At 32.3% G+C, this 23031-nt stretch carries 22 protein-coding genes; 13 read left to right on the forward strand and 9 right to left on the reverse strand.

Annotated features, from left to right (window positions below; translation table 11 throughout):
* Genes PMI10_RS09995 through PMI10_RS10010 form a run of 4 tightly spaced genes read left to right on the forward strand, consistent with a single transcriptional unit; the run spans position 1 to position 4987 of the window.
* A complete protein-coding gene (locus PMI10_RS09995; protein ID WP_007807304.1) occupies positions 1–741 on the forward strand; it encodes an isoprenyl transferase in 741 nt (246 codons plus the stop codon).
* Positions 674–3409, forward strand: coding sequence for a BamA/OMP85 family outer membrane protein (locus PMI10_RS10000; protein ID WP_035631675.1), 2736 nt, complete (start codon positions 674–676; stop codon positions 3407–3409). The genes PMI10_RS09995 and PMI10_RS10000 overlap by 68 nt, the downstream gene beginning before the upstream one ends.
* Positions 3410–3449: 40 nt before the next feature.
* Positions 3450–4469 carry an OmpH family outer membrane protein gene (locus PMI10_RS10005; protein WP_007807309.1) on the forward strand — a complete coding sequence of 340 codons (1020 nt, stop codon included), beginning with the start codon at positions 3450–3452 and terminating at the stop codon, positions 4467–4469.
* A gap of 14 nt (positions 4470–4483) precedes the next feature.
* Positions 4484–4987: an OmpH family outer membrane protein gene (locus tag PMI10_RS10010; protein ID WP_007807311.1), complete on the forward strand. Its 504-nt coding sequence runs from the start codon at positions 4484–4486 to the stop codon at positions 4985–4987.
* 63 nt (positions 4988–5050) lie between these two features.
* Here the strand turns inward: PMI10_RS10010 and PMI10_RS10015 are convergent, their stop codons facing one another.
* Positions 5051–7231, reverse strand: a complete 2181-nt coding sequence (locus PMI10_RS10015; protein WP_007807313.1) for a TonB-dependent receptor — start codon at positions 7229–7231, stop codon at positions 5051–5053.
* 71 nt (positions 7232–7302) lie between these two features.
* Positions 7303–7632 (reverse strand): DUF6660 family protein, encoded by a 330-nt coding sequence (locus PMI10_RS21665; RefSeq protein ID WP_050992441.1) that lies wholly within the window; start codon positions 7630–7632, stop codon positions 7303–7305.
* 137 nt (positions 7633–7769) lie between these two features.
* On the opposite strand from PMI10_RS21665, the gene murI reads away from it, so the two are divergent.
* Positions 7770–8546, forward strand: a complete 777-nt coding sequence (gene murI, locus PMI10_RS10025; RefSeq protein ID WP_007807315.1) for a glutamate racemase — start codon at positions 7770–7772, stop codon at positions 8544–8546.
* A 4-nt stretch (positions 8547–8550) separates the two neighbouring features.
* Here murI and PMI10_RS10030 read toward each other — a convergent pair whose 3' ends face one another.
* Both PMI10_RS10030 and PMI10_RS10035 read right to left on the reverse strand, forming a co-directional pair.
* Positions 8551–9786: a hypothetical protein gene (locus tag PMI10_RS10030; protein ID WP_007807317.1), complete on the reverse strand. Its 1236-nt coding sequence runs from the start codon at positions 9784–9786 to the stop codon at positions 8551–8553.
* Complete coding sequence (locus tag PMI10_RS10035; protein ID WP_157489772.1) at positions 9787–11106, reverse strand: DUF4270 family protein; 1320 nt, start codon at positions 11104–11106, stop codon at positions 9787–9789. It lies immediately after the preceding gene.
* A 232-nt stretch (positions 11107–11338) separates the two neighbouring features.
* Here PMI10_RS10035 and PMI10_RS10040 point away from each other — a divergent pair, with 232 nt between their 5' ends.
* The 5 genes from PMI10_RS10040 (at position 11339) to PMI10_RS10060 (ending at position 15474) form a co-directional block, all read left to right on the forward strand.
* Positions 11339–12181 carry a DUF6268 family outer membrane beta-barrel protein gene (locus PMI10_RS10040; RefSeq protein ID WP_007807320.1) on the forward strand — a complete coding sequence of 281 codons (843 nt, stop codon included), beginning with the start codon at positions 11339–11341 and terminating at the stop codon, positions 12179–12181.
* A 17-nt stretch (positions 12182–12198) separates the two neighbouring features.
* Positions 12199–13206 carry a Kelch repeat-containing protein gene (locus PMI10_RS10045; RefSeq protein ID WP_007807321.1) on the forward strand — a complete coding sequence of 336 codons (1008 nt, stop codon included), beginning with the start codon at positions 12199–12201 and terminating at the stop codon, positions 13204–13206.
* On the forward strand, positions 13190–13531 hold the full coding sequence (locus tag PMI10_RS10050) for a DUF4907 domain-containing protein (protein ID WP_238539463.1): 342 nt from the start codon (positions 13190–13192) through the stop codon (positions 13529–13531). The genes PMI10_RS10045 and PMI10_RS10050 overlap by 17 nt, the downstream gene beginning before the upstream one ends.
* Complete coding sequence (locus tag PMI10_RS10055) at positions 13532–14644, forward strand: sensor histidine kinase (protein WP_007807326.1); 1113 nt, start codon at positions 13532–13534, stop codon at positions 14642–14644.
* 116 nt (positions 14645–14760) lie between these two features.
* Positions 14761–15474 (forward strand): LytR/AlgR family response regulator transcription factor, encoded by a 714-nt coding sequence (locus PMI10_RS10060; protein ID WP_007807328.1) that lies wholly within the window; start codon positions 14761–14763, stop codon positions 15472–15474.
* Position 15475: 1 nt separating this feature from the next.
* On the opposite strand, the gene PMI10_RS10065 is transcribed toward PMI10_RS10060, so the two are convergent.
* Together PMI10_RS10065 and PMI10_RS10070 are read right to left on the reverse strand one after the other, a co-directional pair.
* Positions 15476–15994, reverse strand: coding sequence for a gamma carbonic anhydrase family protein (locus PMI10_RS10065; RefSeq protein WP_007807329.1), 519 nt, complete (start codon positions 15992–15994; stop codon positions 15476–15478).
* A gap of 12 nt (positions 15995–16006) precedes the next feature.
* Entirely contained in the window at positions 16007–16996 is a 990-nt protein-coding gene (locus PMI10_RS10070) for a PorP/SprF family type IX secretion system membrane protein (protein WP_007807332.1), read from the reverse strand.
* Between the two features lie 143 nt (positions 16997–17139).
* Here PMI10_RS10070 and PMI10_RS10075 point away from each other — a divergent pair, with 143 nt between their 5' ends.
* The 3 genes from PMI10_RS10075 (at position 17140) to PMI10_RS10085 (ending at position 19481) form a co-directional block, all read left to right on the forward strand.
* A complete protein-coding gene (locus PMI10_RS10075; protein ID WP_007807334.1) occupies positions 17140–18039 on the forward strand; it encodes a NifU family protein in 900 nt (299 codons plus the stop codon).
* Between the two features lie 130 nt (positions 18040–18169).
* The gene (locus tag PMI10_RS10080) at positions 18170–18550 is read left to right on the forward strand and encodes a hypothetical protein (protein ID WP_007807336.1); all 381 of its coding nucleotides are present in this window, start codon (positions 18170–18172) and stop codon (positions 18548–18550) included.
* Between the two features lie 118 nt (positions 18551–18668).
* Positions 18669–19481: a mechanosensitive ion channel family protein gene (locus PMI10_RS10085; RefSeq protein ID WP_007807339.1), complete on the forward strand. Its 813-nt coding sequence runs from the start codon at positions 18669–18671 to the stop codon at positions 19479–19481.
* A gap of 10 nt (positions 19482–19491) precedes the next feature.
* Here PMI10_RS10085 and tsaB read toward each other — a convergent pair whose 3' ends face one another.
* The 3 genes from tsaB to PMI10_RS10100 all read right to left on the reverse strand — a co-directional run bounded on the left by tsaB (position 19492) and on the right by PMI10_RS10100 (position 22982).
* Positions 19492–20163 carry a tRNA (adenosine(37)-N6)-threonylcarbamoyltransferase complex dimerization subunit type 1 TsaB gene (gene tsaB, locus PMI10_RS10090; protein WP_007807341.1) on the reverse strand — a complete coding sequence of 224 codons (672 nt, stop codon included), beginning with the start codon at positions 20161–20163 and terminating at the stop codon, positions 19492–19494.
* A 134-nt stretch (positions 20164–20297) separates the two neighbouring features.
* A complete protein-coding gene (locus PMI10_RS10095) occupies positions 20298–21590 on the reverse strand; it encodes an efflux RND transporter periplasmic adaptor subunit (RefSeq protein WP_007807342.1) in 1293 nt (430 codons plus the stop codon).
* A 6-nt stretch (positions 21591–21596) separates the two neighbouring features.
* Positions 21597–22982: a TolC family protein gene (locus tag PMI10_RS10100; RefSeq protein WP_035631677.1), complete on the reverse strand. Its 1386-nt coding sequence runs from the start codon at positions 22980–22982 to the stop codon at positions 21597–21599.
* Positions 22983–23031: the final 49 nt, after the last annotated feature.

Genomic DNA, 23031 nt, shown 5'->3' on the forward strand with positions numbered 1-23031 from the left:
ATGAATTTATTAGAATCTATAAATACAGATAATTTACCCAAACATCTGGCCATTATCATGGATGGAAATGGGCGTTGGGCAAAACAACAAGGTTTTCTTCGTGCTTTTGGCCATGAAAATGGTACAAAATCAGTTAAGGAAACCATCAAAACCTGTGCTAAAATCGGCATTGAGTTTCTAACATTATATGCTTTTTCTACAGAAAACTGGAATCGTCCAAAATTAGAAGTAGATGCATTAATGAAAATACTTATCAATTCCCTAAGAAAAGAGCTTACAACTCTCCAGGAAAACAATATCAAACTTAATGCTATTGGAAACCTTGAAAAATTACCAAAATCTGCACAAAAAGAATTGATGGATGTTATTGAAAAGACAAAAAACAATACCCGTCTAACCCTAACACTGGCCTTAAGTTACGGATCAAGGGAAGAATTGGTAAATGCCATTAAAATCATCAGTAATAAAGTTAAAAATAATATAATTTCAATAGACAGTCTTGACGATTCAATTATAAATGAGCATCTTTACACGCAAAATTTACCCGACGTAGATTTATTAATACGAACGAGTGGAGAACATCGAATAAGTAATTTTTTGTTGTGGCAGATTGCTTATGCAGAATTATATTTTACTGATGTCCTCTGGCCAGACTTTAAAGAACAAGATTTATATGAGGCTATCATTAGTTATCAAAAAAGAGAACGTAGATTTGGAAAAACCAGTGAACAAATTAAATAATTTTTTAGTGTTACAAAAAAGAATACAAATAGCCCTTACCCTGGTTCTTTTGGGTAGTTTTTCACAAATAAAAGCGCAGGAAAGAATTCCTTTTGATCAGGGAAAAAAATACATTCTTGCGAAAGTCTCTGTTGTTGGTAAAATAAGCTTCAATGAACAAACAGTTGTAACGTTTTCGGGCCTTCAGAAAGGTCAGGAAATTACTGTTCCTGGCGAAGAAATTAGTGGTGCAATTAAAAAATTAGGTAAACTTGGTCTTTTTGACGAAATTACTTTTTATGTAAATAAAGTCGAAAATGACAGCATCTATTTAGACTTAAATATAATAGAGCTTCCAAAACTTAAGGAAGTAAAATTTGTTGGTGTCAAAAAGAGTAAAGTTGAAGGATTAATAAAAGATAACAATTTAACGAAAAGTAAAATTGTAAACGAAAACTTAATCACGACCACAAAAAATTACATTGAAAACAAGTATAAAAAGGAAGGTTTTTACAATACAAAAGTAACTATTACTACTACTCCTGCTGATTCTACAGCCGGACATAATGTAAACATGCTTGTTCGTGTTGATAAGGGCGATAAGGTAAAAATCAGCAGTATTGATTTTGAAGGAAATAAACAATTTACAGACAGTAAGTTGAGAAGTGCCATGAAAGACACTAAACAAAAGAATGTATTTCGCATACTAAAATCTTCAAAATTTATTCCTGAAAAATACAAAAGCGACTTAGAAAAAGTTATTGCAAAATACAAAGAAAAAGGATATCGTGATGCCCGTATTATATATGACTCTGTCGTTTATAATAAAGAAAAAAACATGCTTGCCATTAAAATTAATTTAGAGGAAGGAAACAAATACTACTTCGGAAACATTAAATTTTTAGGAAATACTGTTTATTCTGACCAGGTTTTAAACCGTTATTTAGGTATTAAAAAAGGAGAAACTTATAATGGTGTTTTACTTGAAAAGAGAATTGCAGACAAGACAAAACCTGACGCCGAAGATATTACAAACCTGTATCAAAATAACGGATATTTATTTTCAAATATTAATGCCGTAGAGGTTAAAACAGTAAATGACACTATTGATTTTGAAATTAGAGTAACTGAAGGCCCAATTGCTTATTTCAACAAAATATCAGTAGTTGGAAATGACAAAACAAATGACCGTGTGATTTACCGTGAATTAAGAACTAAACCTGGAGAAAAATACAGTAAAGAACTTTTGGTAAGAACTATTCGTGAAATTGGGCAATTAGGATTTTTTGATCCGGAAGCAATTGATCCTAAATTTAAAAACGTAGATGCCGGTGCCGGAACTGTTGATATTGAGTATAATTTAGTTGAAAAAGGTTCAAGCCAGATTGAACTTCAAGGAGGTTATGGCGGTGGCGGATTCATAGGAACTTTAGGATTGTCATTTAATAACTTCTCAGCCCGAAAATTATTCGACAAAGAAGCATACAAACCTTTACCGATGGGAGACGGACAAAAAGTATCGCTAAGATTACAAGGAAGCACATATTTTCAAACCTATAGTGTATCATTTTCAGAACCATGGTTTGGAGGGAAAAAGCCTGTACAATTTAGCTCTTCTATTTCCTACAGCAAACAATTCCTAAACAATTATGTAACACGAAATGTTGACAAAAGTAAAAGTTTTAATATTCTTACATTACAAGTCGGTTTAGCTAAAAGGTTAACTGTTCCGGATGATTTCTTCGTATTGTCACAATCTATTAGTTATCAGCATTATGATTTAAATAATTATAGCACTGGTTTATTTACCTTTGCAAATGGAGCATCAAGAAACATTGCTTACACTATTGGACTTTCGAGAAGCAACAAGGGAGTTAATCCAATATTCCCAACTTATGGATCGGAATTCAGCATTTCAGCAAAATTAACACCCCCTTATTCATTATGGAATGGTGTAAATTATGCGACATTAGGAGATAAACAAGAGTACAAATTAAGAGCTACAGCAGATGCAACTGCACCCGATGCAAATGGGGAAATGGTTAAAGCTGGTGATTACCTAGACTCAAGCGGAAACAGAGTGAGTACTTATCAGGAAGCCGGAGCAGACCCTGCAAAAGTAGATCAGAAAAAATACAATTGGCTGGAATACTATAAAGTTAAATTTAAAGCGGATTGGTATACTAAAGTATATGGTAAATTAGTTTTAAGAACATTAACAGAGTTTGGTTTCTTAGGAGCTTACAATCATGACAGAGGTGTTGTCCCTTTTGAACGTTTTTATTTAGGAGGAGACGGTATGGCAAATTATTCAATGGATGGAAGGGAAACGATTCAGTTGAGAGGATATCCAAACAACTCATTGACACCGGTAAATAATGCGGGAGAACAAATTGGAGCGACAATCTACAATAAATTCTCTATGGAATTACGCTACCCAATTACATTAAAATCTTCAGCATCTATTTATGCTTTAACGTTTTTAGAAGCTGGATCATCTTATAAAGATTTCAAAGGTTATAATCCTTTTGATTTAAATCGTTCAGCTGGTGCCGGTTTACGTGTATTCATGCCTGCATTTGGATTATTAGGTATTGATTTCGGTTATGGTTTTGATGCTTTACCAGGAGCAACTTCCAATAAGGCAAATGGTTGGGAAACTCACTTTATTATTGGACAACAGTTTTAGGAAAATGATATTGGTTAAAAATCTTAAAATAAATTAGTTTATGAAAAAACAATTTTTATTTATATTTTTAGCCTTGATTGTAGCAAATACAAATCAGGGTCAGACGCGATCAACCAGAATTGGCTACATTGACATGGAGTATATTTTGGAAAACGTTTCTGATTATAAAGAAGCTAAAGCCCAATTAGAATTAAAAGCTACTAAATGGAAGCAGGAAATTGAAACGAAAAAAATAGAAATTAGCAAACTCAAAGAAAGCCTTAAAGCTGAAAAAGCTTTACTGACAAAGGAGCTTATTGAGGAAAAGGAAACCGAAATCAGATTTCTTGAAGATGAAATGCTATTGTATCAGCAAAAGCAATTTGGAGCTGACGGAAATTTAATGCTTCAAAAAGCTGCTTTGGCAAAACCAATACAAGATCAGGTTTTTACTGCTGTTCAGGATATTGCAGAAGCTAAAAACTATGACTTTATTTTTGATAAATCATCTGATCTTACTATGCTTTTTTCAGCAAAAAGATTTGACATCAGTGATCAGGTTATACGTGTTTTAAACCGAACAGATAAGAGACAACAGCTAACTAAAAAGCAGTTGAAAATACAGGAAGCTAAAGAGAATCTTGAAAACGCCATTGATGAAAATCCGGCAATGGCAGACAGACAAAAAGCGTTAGACGAGAGAAGGGCCGCAAGGGAAAAACTAATGGCAGACAGAAAGTTGGAGCAGGAAGCCAAGAAAAAAGAGTATGAAGACAAAAGAAATGCCATAGCGGCTGAAAAAGCAGCTAAAAAAAATGGCACGGTTTCTGGAACTGCTAAAACTGACGCAACAGCTAAAACAGAAACAACTGCAAAACCTGCTACAACGGTCACAACAGAAACGCCGGAACAAACAACAACGACTGAACCGACGGTTAATAAAGCAGAGGAAAGACAAAAACTTTACGAACAACGTAAGAAAGAATTAGAAGAAAGAAAAAAGAAAATCAAAGAAGAAAGAGAAGCGGCTAAAAAAGCAAAAGAAGCTGAAACACAGAAATCAAATACGACCAATAATTAATTAATATTTTTAAAATGATGAAACAAATCAAAACTTTACTAATTGCTGCAGTGCTTATTTTAACTGCTAACAATACAATGAATGCGCAGGCTAAAACAGCTCATGTTGATGTTAGCGAGATTATGTCGAAGATGCCAGCTATGCTTGATGCACAAAATCAACTACAAAAATTAAGTGGAACATACGATGCAGAATACAAAAAAATGGTTGATGAATATCAGGTAAAAATCAAAAAGTATGAAGCTGAATCTACTACTGTAACAGAAGCCGTAAATACTGAGCGTTCTAAAGAAGTTCAGGATATGCAAAAAAGAATTGTTGATTACAGAGACAATGCTCAAAAAGAACTTCAACAAAAAGAAACTGATATCGTAAAACCTTTAATGGAAAAAGTAAGAGCTTCTATCCAAAAAGTTGGAAAAGCTAAAGGTTTCCAATATGTATTAGATGGTTCTACTCTTTTATTAGCTGATGGTCCAAACATTACTGCTGACGTTAAAAAAGATTTAGGATTCTAAGAAAACCATATTTCTTATTATAAAAAATGGCTCAAACTTGTAAGTTGAGCCATTTTTTTGTTTTTACAATTTTATTTTTACACCTCCATTAATAGTGAAACCTTCCGTGTGCGTCCAGATATCATCAAAAGTTGGTGCATTATGTGGTCCATTTACAACACTTTTATATTTACTTTGTCTGGTATCTGTAAAGTTTTCGAAATTGATAAAAAAGGCAAAATTATTCCATAAAGTTTTTTCAGCCATGAAACCAAATTCCCAATAAGCTGGCGTTTTGGTTCCGTCATACAAAAATTGCTGATCAGTAAAATAGCCTTCTAAACCCATCTTAAAATTATTCTCCTTTTCATAAATCAGTGCAAGGTTAACTTTATTCTTTGGCAATAAGGGTAAAAATTGATTCCCCGTCAAATATTTGGCCTCTGCATCTGTAAAAGTATATCCAACAAAAAGTTTAAAATCTTCCTTATAGATAAACTTCAAATTAGTTTCGAATCCTTTACTTAATACCGGATCAGAAGCATTTACAAAAAACAGGTTGCCCGAATTATTCTGTAAAACCAATGGTTTATTAATTTTTGTTATAAAAAACATTTGATTTACAGCAAATTTTAAATCTGAAAAAATTTCTCCTTTATAATTGACATCTGCCGTTCCTCCAATACTTTTTTCGGCACTAACATTCTGCAAAGCTTGTACATTCTGATATTGCACTGTTTCTGTTTGTTCTGTAAATACAGTAGGGATTTTATATCCCAGACCAGCTCCTACTCTACTACTCCATTGCGAATTTATTTTGAATAATGCTGAAATTTTTGGCAAAAAGAAATTTTGATTTTTTGAGAAATTTATATTGGAATAGGCAACATTATCAAATCGCAAACCATTTTCTAATTTAACAGCTTCAGAAACATCCCAAGTATGCTGAATATAGACTCCTGTAGTGAATGATTTAGCATCTAAAGTATTAATATTTCTTTCCTCAAAATTATCATACACTAAATTCGCACCACTTATTACACTGTATTTTTCCCTGTTTATGACATACGACACATCTGTAAAAGCATTTGTATTTATTCCTGAAAACTCATAATTCGGAATATTGATTTTGCGATCAAAGATGCTTAAACTTTGTTTTAATTTAAAGCTATTTTGATTTTCAAATTTTTTGTCGATTTCAAAAGTTGTAGTATTCCTTATTGTTTTATTTTTTTCAAAATAAACATGATTGGCATCCGCATTTCCTGCAATAGCATACATATCTCCGCCTTCCATATCTGTTTTGGTAAAACTATTTCCAATCATAAAACTCAAGCTTTCCGAAGGATAATAAAATAATCTTGGGTTTACAGTAAAATTATGAGATTTTGGAACTTCTGAAAAATCATCATCATCTACGTCATAAGCCTTCTGAAAATTAAGCAATCCGAGTATTGAATATCCAAATTTACCTTTTCGTTGCGATGCATAAGCCCCAATATTTGTCTGACCAATATTAGATTGATTTAATATAAAATTATATTCTCCTTTTTCTTTAGGTTTTTTTGATATAAAATTAATCACACCGGCGATTGCCCCTCCTCCGTATAATGTTGAAGATGGACCTTTTATCACCTCAACTTGTTGTAAGTCCAAAGGTGGAATTTCAAGAATACTCAGACCGCTTGCAAAATTGCCAAAGTTTGCATAACCGTCTTTTAATAATTGTGTATATCGGCCATCAAGTCCCTGGACACGGATGCTTGCATTCCCGCTTGTTGCTGATGTTTGCTGTACCTGTAATCCTGTACTTTCATGCAAAACCATACTGACATTAGAGGGTTTCATATTCGCTTTCTCAGCCAGTTCTTCGGCATCAATAGATTCGATTCTGGTTGGTGTGTTTTTTATAGTCCTGCTGGTACGGGTTGACTGGACAATAACCTCATCTAATTCTTCTTCTTGTTTTGAAGTCAGTTCAACCGTTAAAATTTCATTATTTTGTTGAGGAAAATTTACAGCAATTAGCGATTCTTCATAACCTGAAAAACTAAAACTGATTTTTTGCTCTCCATTATTAATAGAAGACAATTCTAAAAAACCATTGTTATCAGTTATTCCGGAAATAGCAGTGTCTTTTATATAGACTGAAACTCCAATTAAATTTTCATGAGATTTGCTATCTTTTACGATAACTTTCAGAGTGTTTTGGCTATACGCAAACGTACATGTAAGCATTGCCAAAATAAAAATATATTTTGTCATTTGATATTAAATTAAATAAATACTAAATAGTCCCAGAAGCAAAAGCCATGGGTAAAAAAGTCAATACTGATTTAACTTAACTTTGGTGGCTGCCAAATTCCTAAATAAATAGTTTTGTAATTGTTAAAAATATAAAAATCATTTTGTTTTCCGGAATCGGTACAATTAATGATTTTTTCTTTTTTAAAAATGTGGTTTTGAAATTGAAAACCATGCACCCCGCAACAGGTGCAGGAACAAAAAGGGGCACACAGATCATCTTGGGAATCTGTATTTTTATCTTGAGAATGATTTTTATGAAGTTCTGTTTTTGCAAATGAGCCACAATCATCTATATCATTACAAGGCAGTAATGATAGTGAAACTACGTAAATTGAAAACAAAAACCAGGCTAATTTCATACTGCAAATATAAAGAAATATTTCAGGATAAGGTTTGTAAAAAAGTGACCAAAAATTAGGTTAAAATTCAGATTATTTAGTTTAAAATCCAATAAAAAGTACGAATTTAGATTCTGAAAAAAATGTAACTTTGTTTTATGACGAACAATAATCCTATAGGTGTTTTTGATTCCGGAATTGGCGGAACTTCAATATGGAGTGCTATTCATGAACTGCTGCCAAATGAAAACACCATCTATTTAGCAGATAGTAAAAATGCTCCTTATGGTCAAAAAACCAAAGAGGAGATTGTTGCTTTAAGTAAAAAAAATGTTGATTTTTTGATTGAAAATAAATGTAAGCTAATTGTTATTGCCTGCAATACTGCCACAACAAACGCCATTCAGGAACTTCGTGCTGATTATGACATTCCATTTATTGGAATTGAACCTGCAATAAAACCAGCTGCCAATAATTCGAAAACACAGGTTATCGGTATTTTAGCTACTAAAGGCACTTTAAACAGTGAGCTGTTTAATAAAACTGCCGAAATGTTTCATGAGACCAAAATAATAGAACAGGTGGGTTATGGATTAGTCCAGCTTATAGAAGATGGTAATCTAAATTCTCCCGAAATGACTCAGCTGCTGGAATCATATTTAAGGCCTATGATTGATGCAAATATTGATTATCTTGTTCTAGGATGCAGTCATTATCCGTATTTGATTCCGCAGATTAAAAAAATTCTTCCTGAGCATATTCAGATTATAGATTCGGGAGAAGCAGTTGCAAGGCAAACTCAAAATATATTGCGGGAAAAAGTAGGTTTTTCGAATGCTGAAAAAAGTGAGTCTGTATTTTTCTCCAATTCCGATCCTTCAGTTTTAAAGTCAATTTTAAAAAACAAATACAATGTGATCCATAAGGATTTTTAAGCTGTTATTCTATTTTTCGCTTAGCAAACCAAATTCCGTCCAATGATAAATTAAGAGATAATTTATGATAGTTTTCTTTTATTAAACCATCTCCGATTCTGCCTTTTTGTCCGTATGAATAGGAGATATTAATAGCCGAAAAAGTGTAGTCTATAGGCAGGGTAACTCCAAAAGAAATTGCTGCATTATTAACCCTTTTTCCATCAACTTCCAGATAACCTGTATCAAAATTTAGTCCTGTTGCATATTGGATTCTGTCCGAATAACTTCTAATGTTTTTATTCTTTCTATAAGTAAATCCTAAAGCAAAACGGTCCTGATTTACAAAATCTCCATACAATTCTGATTGATTGGTATCATTCCACAAGCTTTTTTCATAATCAAGAATCATATTCAGGTTATTTTTAAAACGCTTACTTATACCAAATCCAATTTCTAAGGGCATATAATAATCATCCGTATCTGAAGCAACATCTGTTTCTATTACACTGCTATTTGAATTACTTATACTCTCTATCGATTGTACCTTTGAAGCCTTAATTCGAGAAGGCATCTTAAAAGTTGAAGCTATAGTAAAAGTCGAATCAATTTTATATTGGGTCCCCAAAGTTGCCCGCAAACCATTATAATCTGTTTTTTTATTAATGGTCGTTAATGAACTTGCAATAATATAACTTCTGTCATCGGTCGTATTTCCAAATAACACAGTTGCAGAAGCTCCAACCGATAATTTTTTACTTACCCTATACCCATATGAAAAATCAAAACTATTTAATCCCCCAGATCCTTCAGCACTTAAAGTATAATATTCTGAACTGTTAGAAATAGGCAATTTTAAATCCGAAATTTTAAATGCAGCACTTGAATAAGGACGTAAAGCAATGCTAAAACTGGAATTTTTAGTAACAGGAAACGCAAAAGCGATATGTGAAAACTGAAAATTATTACGCTTTTCGGTTTTAGAACTGGTCTGAAAAGTTGTTGCGATAGCTTTTCCTCCAACTTCAAACATAAAATGATTCTGAGGTAAATATGCCAAAGAAGCCGGATTCAGGTTATTGATAAAGGTATCGGATGGCAATGCTATCCCGGAAGAACCAATCGAAGGAATTAAACCAAAATCTGCATCATACAAACTTCCTACCCCATATAATGAATAAGGAGAACTTGAAATACTTTGCGAAAAAGAGGTTACATAGATTAAAATGAAGCAACTTAAAAAGGTGATTTTATTTTTCATTTAATAAGAGATGTAGTAAATTTTCAATTGAATTTTATTATTCAGATGTTTTTGATCTCCGAGAACCAATCTGTTAACTGCTTTAGAAATAGTTGGCAATGTAAAAACCAAAGAAGATCTCGAATCGGATTGTTTAAGCATTTCTTTTTGCAGAAAGTTACCAACTGATAATGAGTAGAGAACATTTTCATTAAATTCATCACTCTTTTTATTTAGTGTCGCATATAAAGGTTTACCCGCACTGGTATTCAAAGTACCGCTAATTCTATTTAATTTATCAGCAACATATACCTGTAAAGAATCAGATAATGGATAATTGTCGGAATATGAATTATTAACAGGCTTCAAAATCAATTCTGCGTCAACAATAGCTCCATTGTCCGATATATATTTAAGCTGTTTTATATTTGGAAAGTCAATCCTGCACGCAACACCGGTTCCGGACTGTATATACCCTTGGTTATTAGTCAGTAAACTTGATAAGTTACTATTTGAAGCAGGCAAATTTTGAATCAGGGTTCCTGATTTATCGAGTGAAATTGCATTAAATTGCTTAGTAGCATCCGTAATGGTAAAATCTTTTATAAAAGAATCTTCAGCATCACCCTGATATTTGGAATAATACAATCGTACTTTGCTTGATAAATTAAACCCTATAACACTTGAGGAATTAGTTGTTGTTGGAATAAGGACAAGACCATTTAAATATTCTTTGAAACTATCAAAATCTGTAATCTCCCTTTTCTTTAGTTTTTGAAAAAGAGCTTCTCCAAATGCAGCGTCCATCTTAATATTAATAGAGTCTTTTTCTAATGGTCTTGGTTTATAAGAGATGGTTCCTAAACTTTCTGAACTATAACTTAAAGCTGAATTATTATAAAAAGAATCATCATCTGTATTTGGCTTTACTTTTTGAGTTAATCGATGAATATCAAAAGTCTGGACTTTAGTAGTATCTCCATAATAATAATTATCATATTTTAAAATCATCGAAATAGAGTCAAAAACATAGTTAGCCGCTTCTGTATCTGTGCTACTAATTAAAGAGTATGAATCTGATGCTAATTGAAAATAACTATTAGACTTTACTTTCCCAAAAAGAGGATCATCGTAGTTTCCTACCAAAACCCTGCTCTTGTTTGACGTAACAAGTGAATCGAAATTTATAGTAGACATTTCAACCGTAAGAGTATCAATTAAAATCACTTTGTTGTTTACAGCCAAATAATCCGATCCGACAACAAATTCACCAGTATCTGTATCTGTGCCACATGAAACTATTGTGAGTCCAAAAAACAACATCAATATAAATTTATGCATAATCATATTTTTTCAACAAATATAAAAGGCAAGTTTCTGGACAACACTATAACATATACAGTCTCACACTTTTCAACTATAAATAGCCAAAAATCATCTACAATCAGGTTTTAACAGGCAAATAACCTATTGAACGAACATAATTGCCAGTTAGTCTATCAAAAATAGCAATACATATATCTTCTTTTTTTTAAAACCTTTAGCCTACTACTTTTGAACCAATAAATAAGTAATGAAAATAAAGTATTTAATCTGGTCTCTTTTTTTGGTTTCTTTTTTTACAGCAAAAGCACAAGAAAAATTTTCTGCAGATGTTAATTTAAATACAGAGTCAACAGAAAAAATAAATTTTAATGAGAGTAACATTGGCATATTCATTTCTAAAAAAATAGATGCTAAAAATGAAATTACAAATACAACTGAATACACAAATCTTAAAATAAAGTATGAATTAGGAAGTTATGACAGCTTTGAAAATTTGAATCAGTTTAATAGATTTCAAAATAAACTTGAAATTTTACATAAAGTATCGAATGCTGCCAAATGGAATCTTTCTATTATACCAACAATCAATTTTCAACAAAATTTAGGAATTTCAGATGTCACCATTTTAGGAAGTTTTCAGCTTTCTCAGCAACTGAATTCAAAAACAGGTGTAAACATTGGTGTGGCAAGAGCAACAATTTTTGGTTCAGCTAAATTCATACCTACTTTATCAGTTTTCAGTAAAATTAATAATGAAAGTGACATTTTAATTGGTTTTCCGGATTCAAAAATATCTTATTCTAATAACGAACGGAATATGTTCAGTTTGAGTAACAGCTTTAATGGTAGTTTTTACAATTTGGACAATTCTGTTGATTTATCAGATATCGCCACAAAAATTAGCACATCACAAATAACAACCGCAATTGAATATGAAAGGAATGTGACTAAAAATTGGTTTATGAATTTTAAGGCAGGTTATGATTTCGATAAAAAATATAATCTCTTGGATGAAAACAATCATAAAGTATATGATTTTAATACCGGAAACGGATACATTTTAAGCATTGGCATCAAATACAAACAATAAATAAATTTAATACACTTATGAATAATTTAAAAAAAGGAATATTATTCGCTGCACTATTTTCTAGTCTTTTTTTTATAGGCTGTAGTCACGATGACGATGATGAGGATTTAATTGGTAACTGGATTAAAAAATCATCATTTGATGGGCCTGCCAGATCTAGTGCTGCCAGTTTTGTTATTGGAGATTATGCCTATGTCACCACTGGTTATACAGGGGATGAATATTTAAAAGATTTATGGGCTTATAATTCAAATGGAGATTATTGGGAGCAAAAAGCAGATTTTACAGGAATAGCAAGAAGCTCTGCATCAGGTTTTACATTAAATGAAAAAGGATACATAGGTCTTGGATATGACGGGACTAATAAACTGAAAGATTTTTATCAATATGACCCAACGAATAATACCTGGACACAAAAAACTGATTTTGCAGGAACTGCCCGTTATGGTGCATTAGGTTTTCAGGTAGGTGGTAAAGCTTATTTTGGAACTGGTTATGATGGAAATTATTTGAAAGATTTTTATCAATATGATGACACAGCCAATACCTGGACACTTGTTAGTGGCTTTAGCGGAAACAAAAGACGTAATGCTACCGTATTTATTATAGATGATAAAGCCTATTTAGGAACAGGAATTAACAACGGTACCTATCAGGAAGATTTTTGGGAATTTGATCCATCAACCGATGTCTGGACTAGAAAACGTGATATTGATAAAGACACTGATGATGATGACAGCTACAACGATGATTATGCAATAACCCGCTCGAATGCTTCTAGTTTTACTATGAACGGATTAGGATATGTTGTAGGTGGTGAAGGAATAAAAACTGTTTGGGAATACAATCCAACAACAGACCTTTGGGTTGAAAGAACTGCGCTTGAAGGAGCTACAAGAACTGATGCTGTAGGTTTTGCAATTAACAACAGAGGTTTTTTAATGTTAGGAAGAATAGGTTCAACCTATTTTGATGATGCATGGGAATTTAAACCGCTTGAAGAGCAAAATGATGATGACAATTAATATCAAAAGCACTAAATTCTTCTGGAATAATTTTCAGAAGAATTTACTCTTTATTCTATTTTTCCTGCTATTGACGGCTTGTTCAAAAAAAGAAGCTTTTCAGATAGAAGCCATAAAAACAACTTCCGGCTGGGGATATACCATTGCAAACAAAGATAAAATCCTGATAAAACAAACTATTATTCCTGTTATCAGCGAAACTAAAAGTTTTAATTCGGAAGAAGATGCACTAAAAGTTGCTAATTTAGTAGTAGAAAAACTCCATCAGAACATATCGCCATCGGTAACTAAAAATGATTTAATTTTATTAAAAATAAAAATCTAAATGAATATAGGAACCATTAAAAATACAAATTCAAATAAAATTCTATTTCATGTTACCATCTGGACTTTCTTTATATTGACTTCATTGATTCAATTTTACGAAAGCCCGTTTAGGTTCAATAATGATTTCTACGTACAATGGATTACAGGAATTACGTTGTTTTATTTGAATTATTTTTATTTGGTGCCTGTTTTACTTTTAGAAAAAAAATATTGGCTGTATTTCGTTTTTGTATTGGCACTGATTTTATTTTTCATGATAATCAGAATCACCTATTTTATTCCTGAATTCAATCATTTACGCCCGCAAAATATGCTGCCGCCTAAAATGATTCCACCAGACACTGAAATGTTTTTTCATGATGGAAAAGCAAAAGTTGTCATACACAGACAACCTCTTTTTTTTAAAATTGGCCCATCTTTCTTCTATCTTCTGATTACGGCAATTAGTGCCATTATCAGAACCTTAACGGAGTTTTATCAAAATCAGCAAAACAAATTAATAGCAGAAACACATAGAACCAATACTGAATTAAACTATTTACGAAAACAAACTAACCCTCATTTTCTGTTTAATTCCCTTAATAGTATCTATTCACTGGCTCATAAAAAATCTGATTTGGTCCCTGATGCCATCGTAACATTGTCCGAATTAATGCGCTACATGCTGTATGAAACTGATAATAAAACAGTGGCTTTAGAAAAAGAAATTAATTATATTCATAATTACATCGAATTACAAAAATTAAGACTCAATAATATCGAAGACATTTTTATAAATGTTCATGGTAATACAAAAAACAAGTTTATTGAACCTTTATTATTGATTTCATTTGTAGAAAATGCCTTTAAATACGGAACAGATTATAAAGGCGCAACGTATGTAAAAATTAAGATTTTCATTTTAGAAAACAACTTTGATTTCTGGATTGAAAATACCATCGAAAATTATGTAAAAGACCCTGAAAATTCAGGAATCGGATTAGTAAACATTCAAAATCGACTGGATTTGCTATATCCAAATGCACATGAGCTCACAATAACGCAAGACAGTCAATATTATCGTGTACATCTAAATTTAAAATTAGATAAAATTCAAACAGATATTCATTAAAATAAGTGACAAATAAAAACAGGCTTGCTAAGTTTTAACTAAATTTTAAAGGCAGGCATTTAGTTTAAAACTACTTTTGATTTGAAACAATTTATTAAAATTTAATCTAAAAACAGATGAAATGTGTAATTATAGACGATGAACCTTTAGCGGTAGATTTGCTAAAAGATTTTGTCAGCAAAGTGGATTCACTCGAATTGGTCAGCACTTTTAATAATGCTATTGATGCTGTTTCGTTTATCAATCAAACCAATATTGACCTGATTTTCCTGGACATTGAAATGCCACATTTTTCCGGAATCGAATTTTTGAATACAATCGAAAAGAAACCATTGATTATTTTTACTACTGCCTATTCTGATTATGCTGTTGAAGGTTTTAATCTTGGTGCTGTTGATTATTTAGTAAAACCAATTCCGTTTCATCGCTTTTTAAAGTCAGTTGTGCGGGCACAGCAAATTTTTAATCCGGCAACAGCTGCTCAGTCTATTTCTGAGAATATAACTCCCGAATCAGAGCAGGATTTTATGTTCGTAAGGGCAGAATATGAAAACGTAAAAATGAATTTTTCGGATATTTTATTTATAGAAGGGCTGAAAGATTATGTCAAAATTTACACTACAGACAATAAATTTACTTTAACATTAATTAGTTTGATAAAATTAGAAAATCTGCTTTCCAGCAAAGGGTTTTCCAGAATTCACAGATCATACATCATCAACATTAAACATGTAAAATCAATCCAAAAAAATAAAGTTTTGATTAGCGATAAACGAATTCCAATTAGTGAAAGTTATAAAAATGCTTTTTTCGAAAAAATTAATTTATAATTTACTCTTCGTTTTGAAACCACCCGGAATACATTACATAATTATTTGAAATACGCTCGATTTCACCCGCAAAATCAGATTGATCAATATCTTTTACCTTTTTTGCAGGAACACCTGCATAAATACTTCCCGAAGCTACAACTGTATTTTGAGTTAAAACCGCTCCGGCTGCAATAATTGAATTGCTTTCTATAACACAATTATCCATTACAATAGCTCCCATTCCGATCAAAACATTATCATTAACAGTACAGCCATGAACAATCGCATTATGTCCAATAGAGACATTATTACCAATAATAGTGGGATGCTTTTGATAGGTACAATGAATAATTGCACCATCCTGAATGTTTACTTTATTTCCAATTTTAATAAAATTTACATCTCCACGAATTACAGCATTAAACCAAACGCTGCATGAATCTCCAAAAGTCACATCGCCAACAATAGTTGCATTTTCGGCTACGTAACAATCTTCAGGGATTACCGGCGATATACCATTTACAGCTTTTATTACCATCATGATTAAAGTTTAATTAATAGCAGGACAATTACAATCGTAACGTTCTTTAGTACAAAATAAATTAATTCCCAGAGTAATTTGATGATAGCCTCCTGTATCAAATTTTACATTACCGGTAACATTTGAATACGTATAGGCAAACATGAAGTTCTTATAATTCAATCCAACTAAGGGTGTAATATATTGCAATTTTTGATCTGCAACTCCACTGCCGGAACTGTATTGAGCTCCATCAAAACTTCTTCTGTAAGACAATCCGGCCCAGATACTTCCAAAATCCATGTTTTTATAAGCTTTCAAATTCAGGTCAATTGATTTTTCTTTGGTTTGATCAAACAATTGAAATAAAATAGAGGGTTCCCAGGTAATATTTTCTCTTTTTCCAAAAACATATCCTGCGCTTAATAAAAATTTCCTGAGGTTGTCACTTTCATAATCAGTATATAATTCCCTTCTGGTTTCCAATAATCCCTGAACAGTAGCATGAGCATAAAAATCCAGGTAATTGTAAGATGCCCCGACATCCATATTGAAATAAGAATCTTTTTGAATTGAGCCAAAAACAATAGGGTCAAAAGTTCCTCCAAATGCGGTTTCATCTAACTGATTTTGAATAAGCCCGGCACTGATACCAAAGGAAAGCTGATTTAAATCCAGCTCATCTCTTGAAAACATAATATGATGGGCATAAGTTACTTTTACTCCTTTTTCGGAATGATATCCGTTTTTATCATTAAAAATAATAATTCCTGCTCCGGATCTTTCACCAATTTTTCCATTAAAACTTAAAGTTTGCAAACTTGGGGCATCATCCTGTCCGAACCATTGTTTTCTGGCAGTCAGTCTTATTTTGGCACAATTTGCAGCACCTGCCATAGAAGGATGGATCAAGTAATAATTATCCGACAAATAATCAGAATATACCGGAATACCTTCTTGCGAATAAGAATAAAATGTAACGGTTATAAAAAGAAGTAAAATTTTAATTTTCAATTTCATGAAGGTAATATATTTTGAGTTTTTTTTGGATTATGCAAATTCAACAAGACCTGTCATAAAAGAATCTTAATTATTTTATTAAAAAACCAAATATAGCCATTAGTAGAAAATAACTTTACTAAATTTACAAAAAATATACCATCATGGCAAAAATCACGATAAAAGAAACTCAAAACCCGACAATTATAAAATTTGAATTTGAAGATTTCATTACTCAAAATGAAAACTTTGAATTTAAAAATATTGACGAAGCGCAAGCATCACCTTTAGCACAACAATTATTTTATCTTCCATTTGTAAAAACAGTTTATATTTCAGGGAATTTTATTGCCATCGAAAGATACAGCATTGTAGAATGGGAAGATGTACAAGATGCTGTTGCTGAACAGATTTCAGCATTTGTAGACAAAGGAGGCATCATTATAAAAACAGATGATAACAAGGCGAAAAAACAGCCTATAACAGTTTACGGTGAAACAACTCCAAATCCTTCTGCATTAAAATTTGTTGTAAGCAGAATGTTAACTAAAAATGCTGTTGAATATAAAAATATAGACCAGACAGCTTCTTCTCCGCTTGCGAAAGAGTTGTTCAAATTTCCGTATGTAAAAGAAGTATTTATTGATGAAAATTATATTTCGGTAACAAAATATGATATTAATGACTGGCAGGAAATTACGCTTGAAGTCAGAACTTTTATCAAACAATTTATAGAAAACGGAGGAACTGTTCTTGATGAAAGTTTAATCGAAGTGACTACAAAAAACGATGTTACTAAAGACGAAGCTTTTGATAAGCTGGATGTTACCTCACAGCAAATCATTAACATCCTGGAAGAATATGTAAAACCCGCAGTTGCAGCAGATGGTGGCAATATTGCTTTTGACTCGTACAATGAGACTGATAAAGTAGTAAAAGTAATTTTGCAAGGAGCTTGCAGTGGCTGTCCATCATCAACATTTACCTTAAAAAGCGGTATCGAAAACATGTTGAAAAGCATGCTAAACGATGAAAAAATTACTGTTGAAGCCTTGAATGCTTAAAAACAACAAAAACACAATAACAAAAGCGTCTAATTTAGGCGCTTTTTCATTTATAATAAACTATTAAAAAAACTTATATAGTCCTGAAAAAAACTTAATATTACACAATAAACTAATCAATATTTAAACTATGGGATTATCATCATTTTTTAAGAATTTATTTGGCTCAACCAAAGATTCTTCTGCCAATGAAATAACTGACCAGGCCGAAACTACTTTTGAACAAGCTAAAGAAGCTGCTGCTCCATATATTGAGAAAGCAGAAACTTTTGTAGAAGAGACTTTCGCAAAAGCCAGAGAGGCTTCAGAACCTGCACTTGAGAGTGCTGTAGAATATGCACATCACGCAAAAGATATTGTAAGTGAATATGTTGAAAAAGCTTCGGACTCTATTAGCGATGTAATTGATTCTATAAAAGAAAAAACTGCAGAGCTTACCAGCGATACTGAAACATTTGCAGCAGAAACTGTAGTTGATGCCAGTGAAAAACCAATAACTGATGAAGACTAAATTATTGATAAAATAACAGGTCAGAAATAAAAACTGTTTTTTAGGATCAAATAAATATCTTTATATTTGCACCTTTAATACCACCTTCTCTTTGGGAAGGTTTTTTTATTCAACAAAAATGAACATCAATCCAGACCAGTTTAGCAATTATGCTACGAAATTTATTGACGTATTAATAGATTATTCGCCAAAATTAATCTCGGCCTTTCTAATTTTATTTGTTGGTTTATATGCCATAAGATTAATAAACAGGGTTATTAGAAAAATAATGGTAAAGAGAAACCTGGATCCTACCCTAACCAAATTTCTTGCTGATATCTTATTATGGGCTTTACGAATTTTATTGTTTGTAACCTTTATTTCAAAACTCGGAATCGAAACTTCGTCGTTTGTTGCTATTTTAGGGGCAATGGGGCTTGCAGTCGGTTTATCATTACAAGGTTCGCTTTCTAATTTTGCCGGCGGTATGCTGATTATTGTTTTTAAACCTTTTAAAGTAGGCGATACAATAGAAGCTCAGGGCGTTATAGCAACTGTACTCGAAATCCAGATTTTTGTTACCAAAATGCTGACCGGCAACAATCAGACTGTTTTTGTTCCAAACGGAGCTTTATCAAACGGAACCATTATTAATTATTCAATGCAGGGAGAAAGAAGAGCTGATTTGACTTTTGCTGTTTCTTATGATTCGGATATCAAAAAAGCAAAAGAAGTACTTTTAAATGTTTTAAATCAAAACCCAAAAGTGCTTAAAAGCCCTGCCCCTGAAGTTTTCGTAAAAAACCTGACAGCAAGTTCTGTAGAATTTGCAGTGCGCCCTTGGGCAAAAAACATTAATTATGGTGCTGTTTTTTCAGAAACATTAGAGAATTGCAAAACAGCTTTAGATGAAGCGGGAATTGCAATTCAGCCATTTACTTTGCAAAAATAAAATAGTTTTATTATTTTTTTGAAGGTGCAGTTATCATAAAATCTTTTAAATAATAAGGTTCAAAATAAGCGACATCAACAGTGTCGCTTATTTGAAATTTATCATAACTGATTTTACTCATTTCTTTTGCGGAAGGATATTTTATTTCTTCCAGAAAAACAAAATTATCTTTTATTAAAACCGTTTTACATTTTTCAGCACAATCACCAACAAAATAAACAGTTTCGGTGTATTCCTTAAAAGAATCTTCATCAATGATTTCAGCCTGAATTGGCCTTTCAATTTCTAAATTAGAGTTAAAAACTGCACTGTAAACCTCCATTCGACGTGCATCAAGCATCGGAATAATTTTCCCGTCAGAAACCTTAACCTGCGAAGCTAAAGTTTTTAAAGTATCTACTGCAATTAACGGAATGTTTAATGCAAAACATAATCCTTTTGCCGCCGAAACCCCAATTCGTAAACCGGTATAAGAACCAGGCCCCTGACTTACTGCAACTGCTGCTAAATCATGAACTGAAATTCCAGCTTCGGCAATAACTTCTTCAATAAAAATATGTAGTTTTTCGGCATGCGAATATCCTTCTTCTGCAATTTCTTTACACAGAACTGTTTCACCATTTTTAGCAATAGCTACAGAACAATTTTTTGTGGCCGTTTCGATATTGAGAATAAAAGACAATGTATTTATTTTTTAAAGTTAATTATTTATGTCAGGCTGAGCAAAGTCGAAGCCCTTTTCACCTTACAAGCCTTCGACTAAGTTTATCCTGAGCGAAGCCGAATGGACTCAGGGTGACTTAAAGATATTCTGGTTTATTTCTTAGGTGTATCCGCCTTTTTAAGCTTTACTTTATCACCTGAATCCAGTTCTTTAGAAACCGTTGTATACGGTCCTGTAATAACAGTATCTCCTGGTTTTAGGCCAGACATAACTTCAATATTAGTATCATCCTGAATACCTGTTTTGATAATTCTGATTTTAGCTTTATCTCCTGCTTTTACAAAAACACATTCGAATTTTTTATCGCTTTTTGGAGCTGCTTTTTTATCTTCATTAGGATCTTCAACTTTAAAATCTTTTACCGCAGCAGTGTCAGATTTCACTACTACTGAACTAATTGGTACTGCCAGAACATTAGTTTTGGTTCTGGTAAGAATATCAACCGTAGCCGTCATTCCGGGTCTGAATGGCGAATAAGTATTTGGCTGACCTTCTAGTAAATCCTGATATGAATCTTTTAAAATACGAACTTTTACTTTAAAATTAGTTACCTGATCAGACGTTAATGCAGTACTTGCTGAGTTAGAAATACTGGTTACAACACCTTTAAACTTCTTTTTCAAATAGGCATCAACTTCAACATTGGCTTCATCACCAATTTTGACTTTAACAATATCATTTTCGTTTACATCAACTTCAACTTCCATATTGTTAAGATTCGCAACTCTCAAGAGCTCTGTTCCTGCCATTTGCTGTGTTCCTAAAACACGTTCTCCTAATTCAACATTTAATACTGAAATAGTTCCATCTGCAGGAGCATAAATTAATGTACGCCCTAAATTATCTTTCGCTTCAGTTACAGATGCAGATGCACTTTGAACATTATAATAAGCATTTTGTTTCGTTGCTTTGGCTACTTCATAAGTTGAAATTGCTTTATCCCAGTCTGATTTCGAAATTACACCTTTATCGTATAGTGTTTTATTACGTTCATAACTTGCTTTAGCCTCTTTGTAACTTGCTTCTGATTGCGTTAAACCAGCTTTTGTCCCTGATAAATTGGCAACTGATCGTTCTAATCCTGAAGTATATAAATCGGGATTTATCTTTACCAATAAATCTCCTTTTTTGACAACCTGACCTTCTTTTACATTTAATGCAATAATTTCACCAGAAACCATTGAAGAAAGTTTTACCTCAATTTCAGGTTGAATCTTTCCTGTTGCCGAAACTGTTTCGACAATAGTTGAGGCTATAACTTTAGAAATTTCCACTTCTTTTCCTTCATCCTTATTTCCTATTAACCCGGCCTTTGACAAACCAATTAATGCAGCAATAATAACTATTGCACCGCCTAGCAAGAAATAAATTGTTTTTTTTGACATAATAAATTATTTTGTGATAACTGGAACAATTGGAATTCCAAAGTAGAATTCAAGTATTTTAATCTTAAAAATATAATCGTATTTAGTTCTTATAACATCTGATTGCGCATTGGTCAATAATGTTTGTGCCTGAGTAAAATCAAATGAGTTCATTAATCCTACATCGTATTTTTCCTTCGCATAATTGTAAGCCTGTTGTCTTGCTTCTAAAGTTACAGTAGATGATTCATAAGTATTTAAAGCACCTTTGGCATCTGTAAAAGCAGTATAAACATTACGCTGCAAATCTAGACTTTTTTGCTCTAAATTTATTTTAGATTTCTCTAAACTTACTTTATTTCGTTCAACATTATTTCTTGCTGAAAATCCATTAAAAATCGGAACATTCAATTGAAAACCGAAAGTATGCCCCTTATTATCACTAAACTGCTGAATAGCAGGATCAGGAGATATGTAAACCGGATTACCATTCGCATCTAGCCCCGTAAGTATATCGCTGTAACTGGCACTTGTACCAAAAGAATAAAATCCTTTAAGTGTTGGCTGATATGCCCCTCTTGCTATAACTACATTTTTTTCGGCGATTTCCAAATTAGTTTGTGCTATTTTTAAATCAGTTCTTATTTCTTTGGCTTTGTTATAAATGTCAACCGGATTTTGCAACAAGATCCCATTTTCATCTTTAGCATTTGTATCATCAATTACATCAAAATCTGTAAATTCTTTAAGTTGTAAAAGTTGTGCCAGACTTAATTTTGAAATTAACAAGCTGTTTTCTGCAACAATAATAGCCTGTTTATCTGTTGCAACTGTTGCCTTTAAATCAAATAAATCACCACGCGGTATTGTTCCAGCATTTACCATCTCTTCTGAACGTGTAAAACGTTTTTCGTCGATGGCCAATTGTTCTTTTTTTACTTTTAAATTTTCTTTATTGAACAGAATTTCTAAAAAAGCATTTGCCACATTCAAAGCTATATCTTCCTGCATCTTAACCAATTGATATTGTGATGCTATAATAGAAAGCTTTGTTCTCCTGTAAATATTTTGGTTTTGCAAACCTTTGTAGATATCTACACCTGCACTAACACCTAATTGCGTATATTGTGTAGTTTCTGTACTCGCAATATTTGTAATGGGATTGACATTCCGACCAATATTCCAGGAATGTGAAGCACTTCCGTTTACTGACGGCAGGTAACTTCCCAATGCACCTTTTTTATCAATAGCAGCACTCTTAACATCTAATTCTGAAAGCTTTATTGTGATATTATTATCCAATGCATATCTTACGCATTCTTCTAATGTCCATTGTTTTGATTGCGCATGGCCCGATAAACCAACCCCAAATAATAAGGCAAAAACAAAACTATTATATTTATTTATTTTCATATATTTTGAATGAAAGCATAGCAAACAAACCATGCAAATTTAACATTTT

It is taken from the genome of Flavobacterium sp. CF136, assembly GCF_000282055.1.
GTDB lineage: Bacteria > Bacteroidota > Bacteroidia > Flavobacteriales > Flavobacteriaceae > Flavobacterium.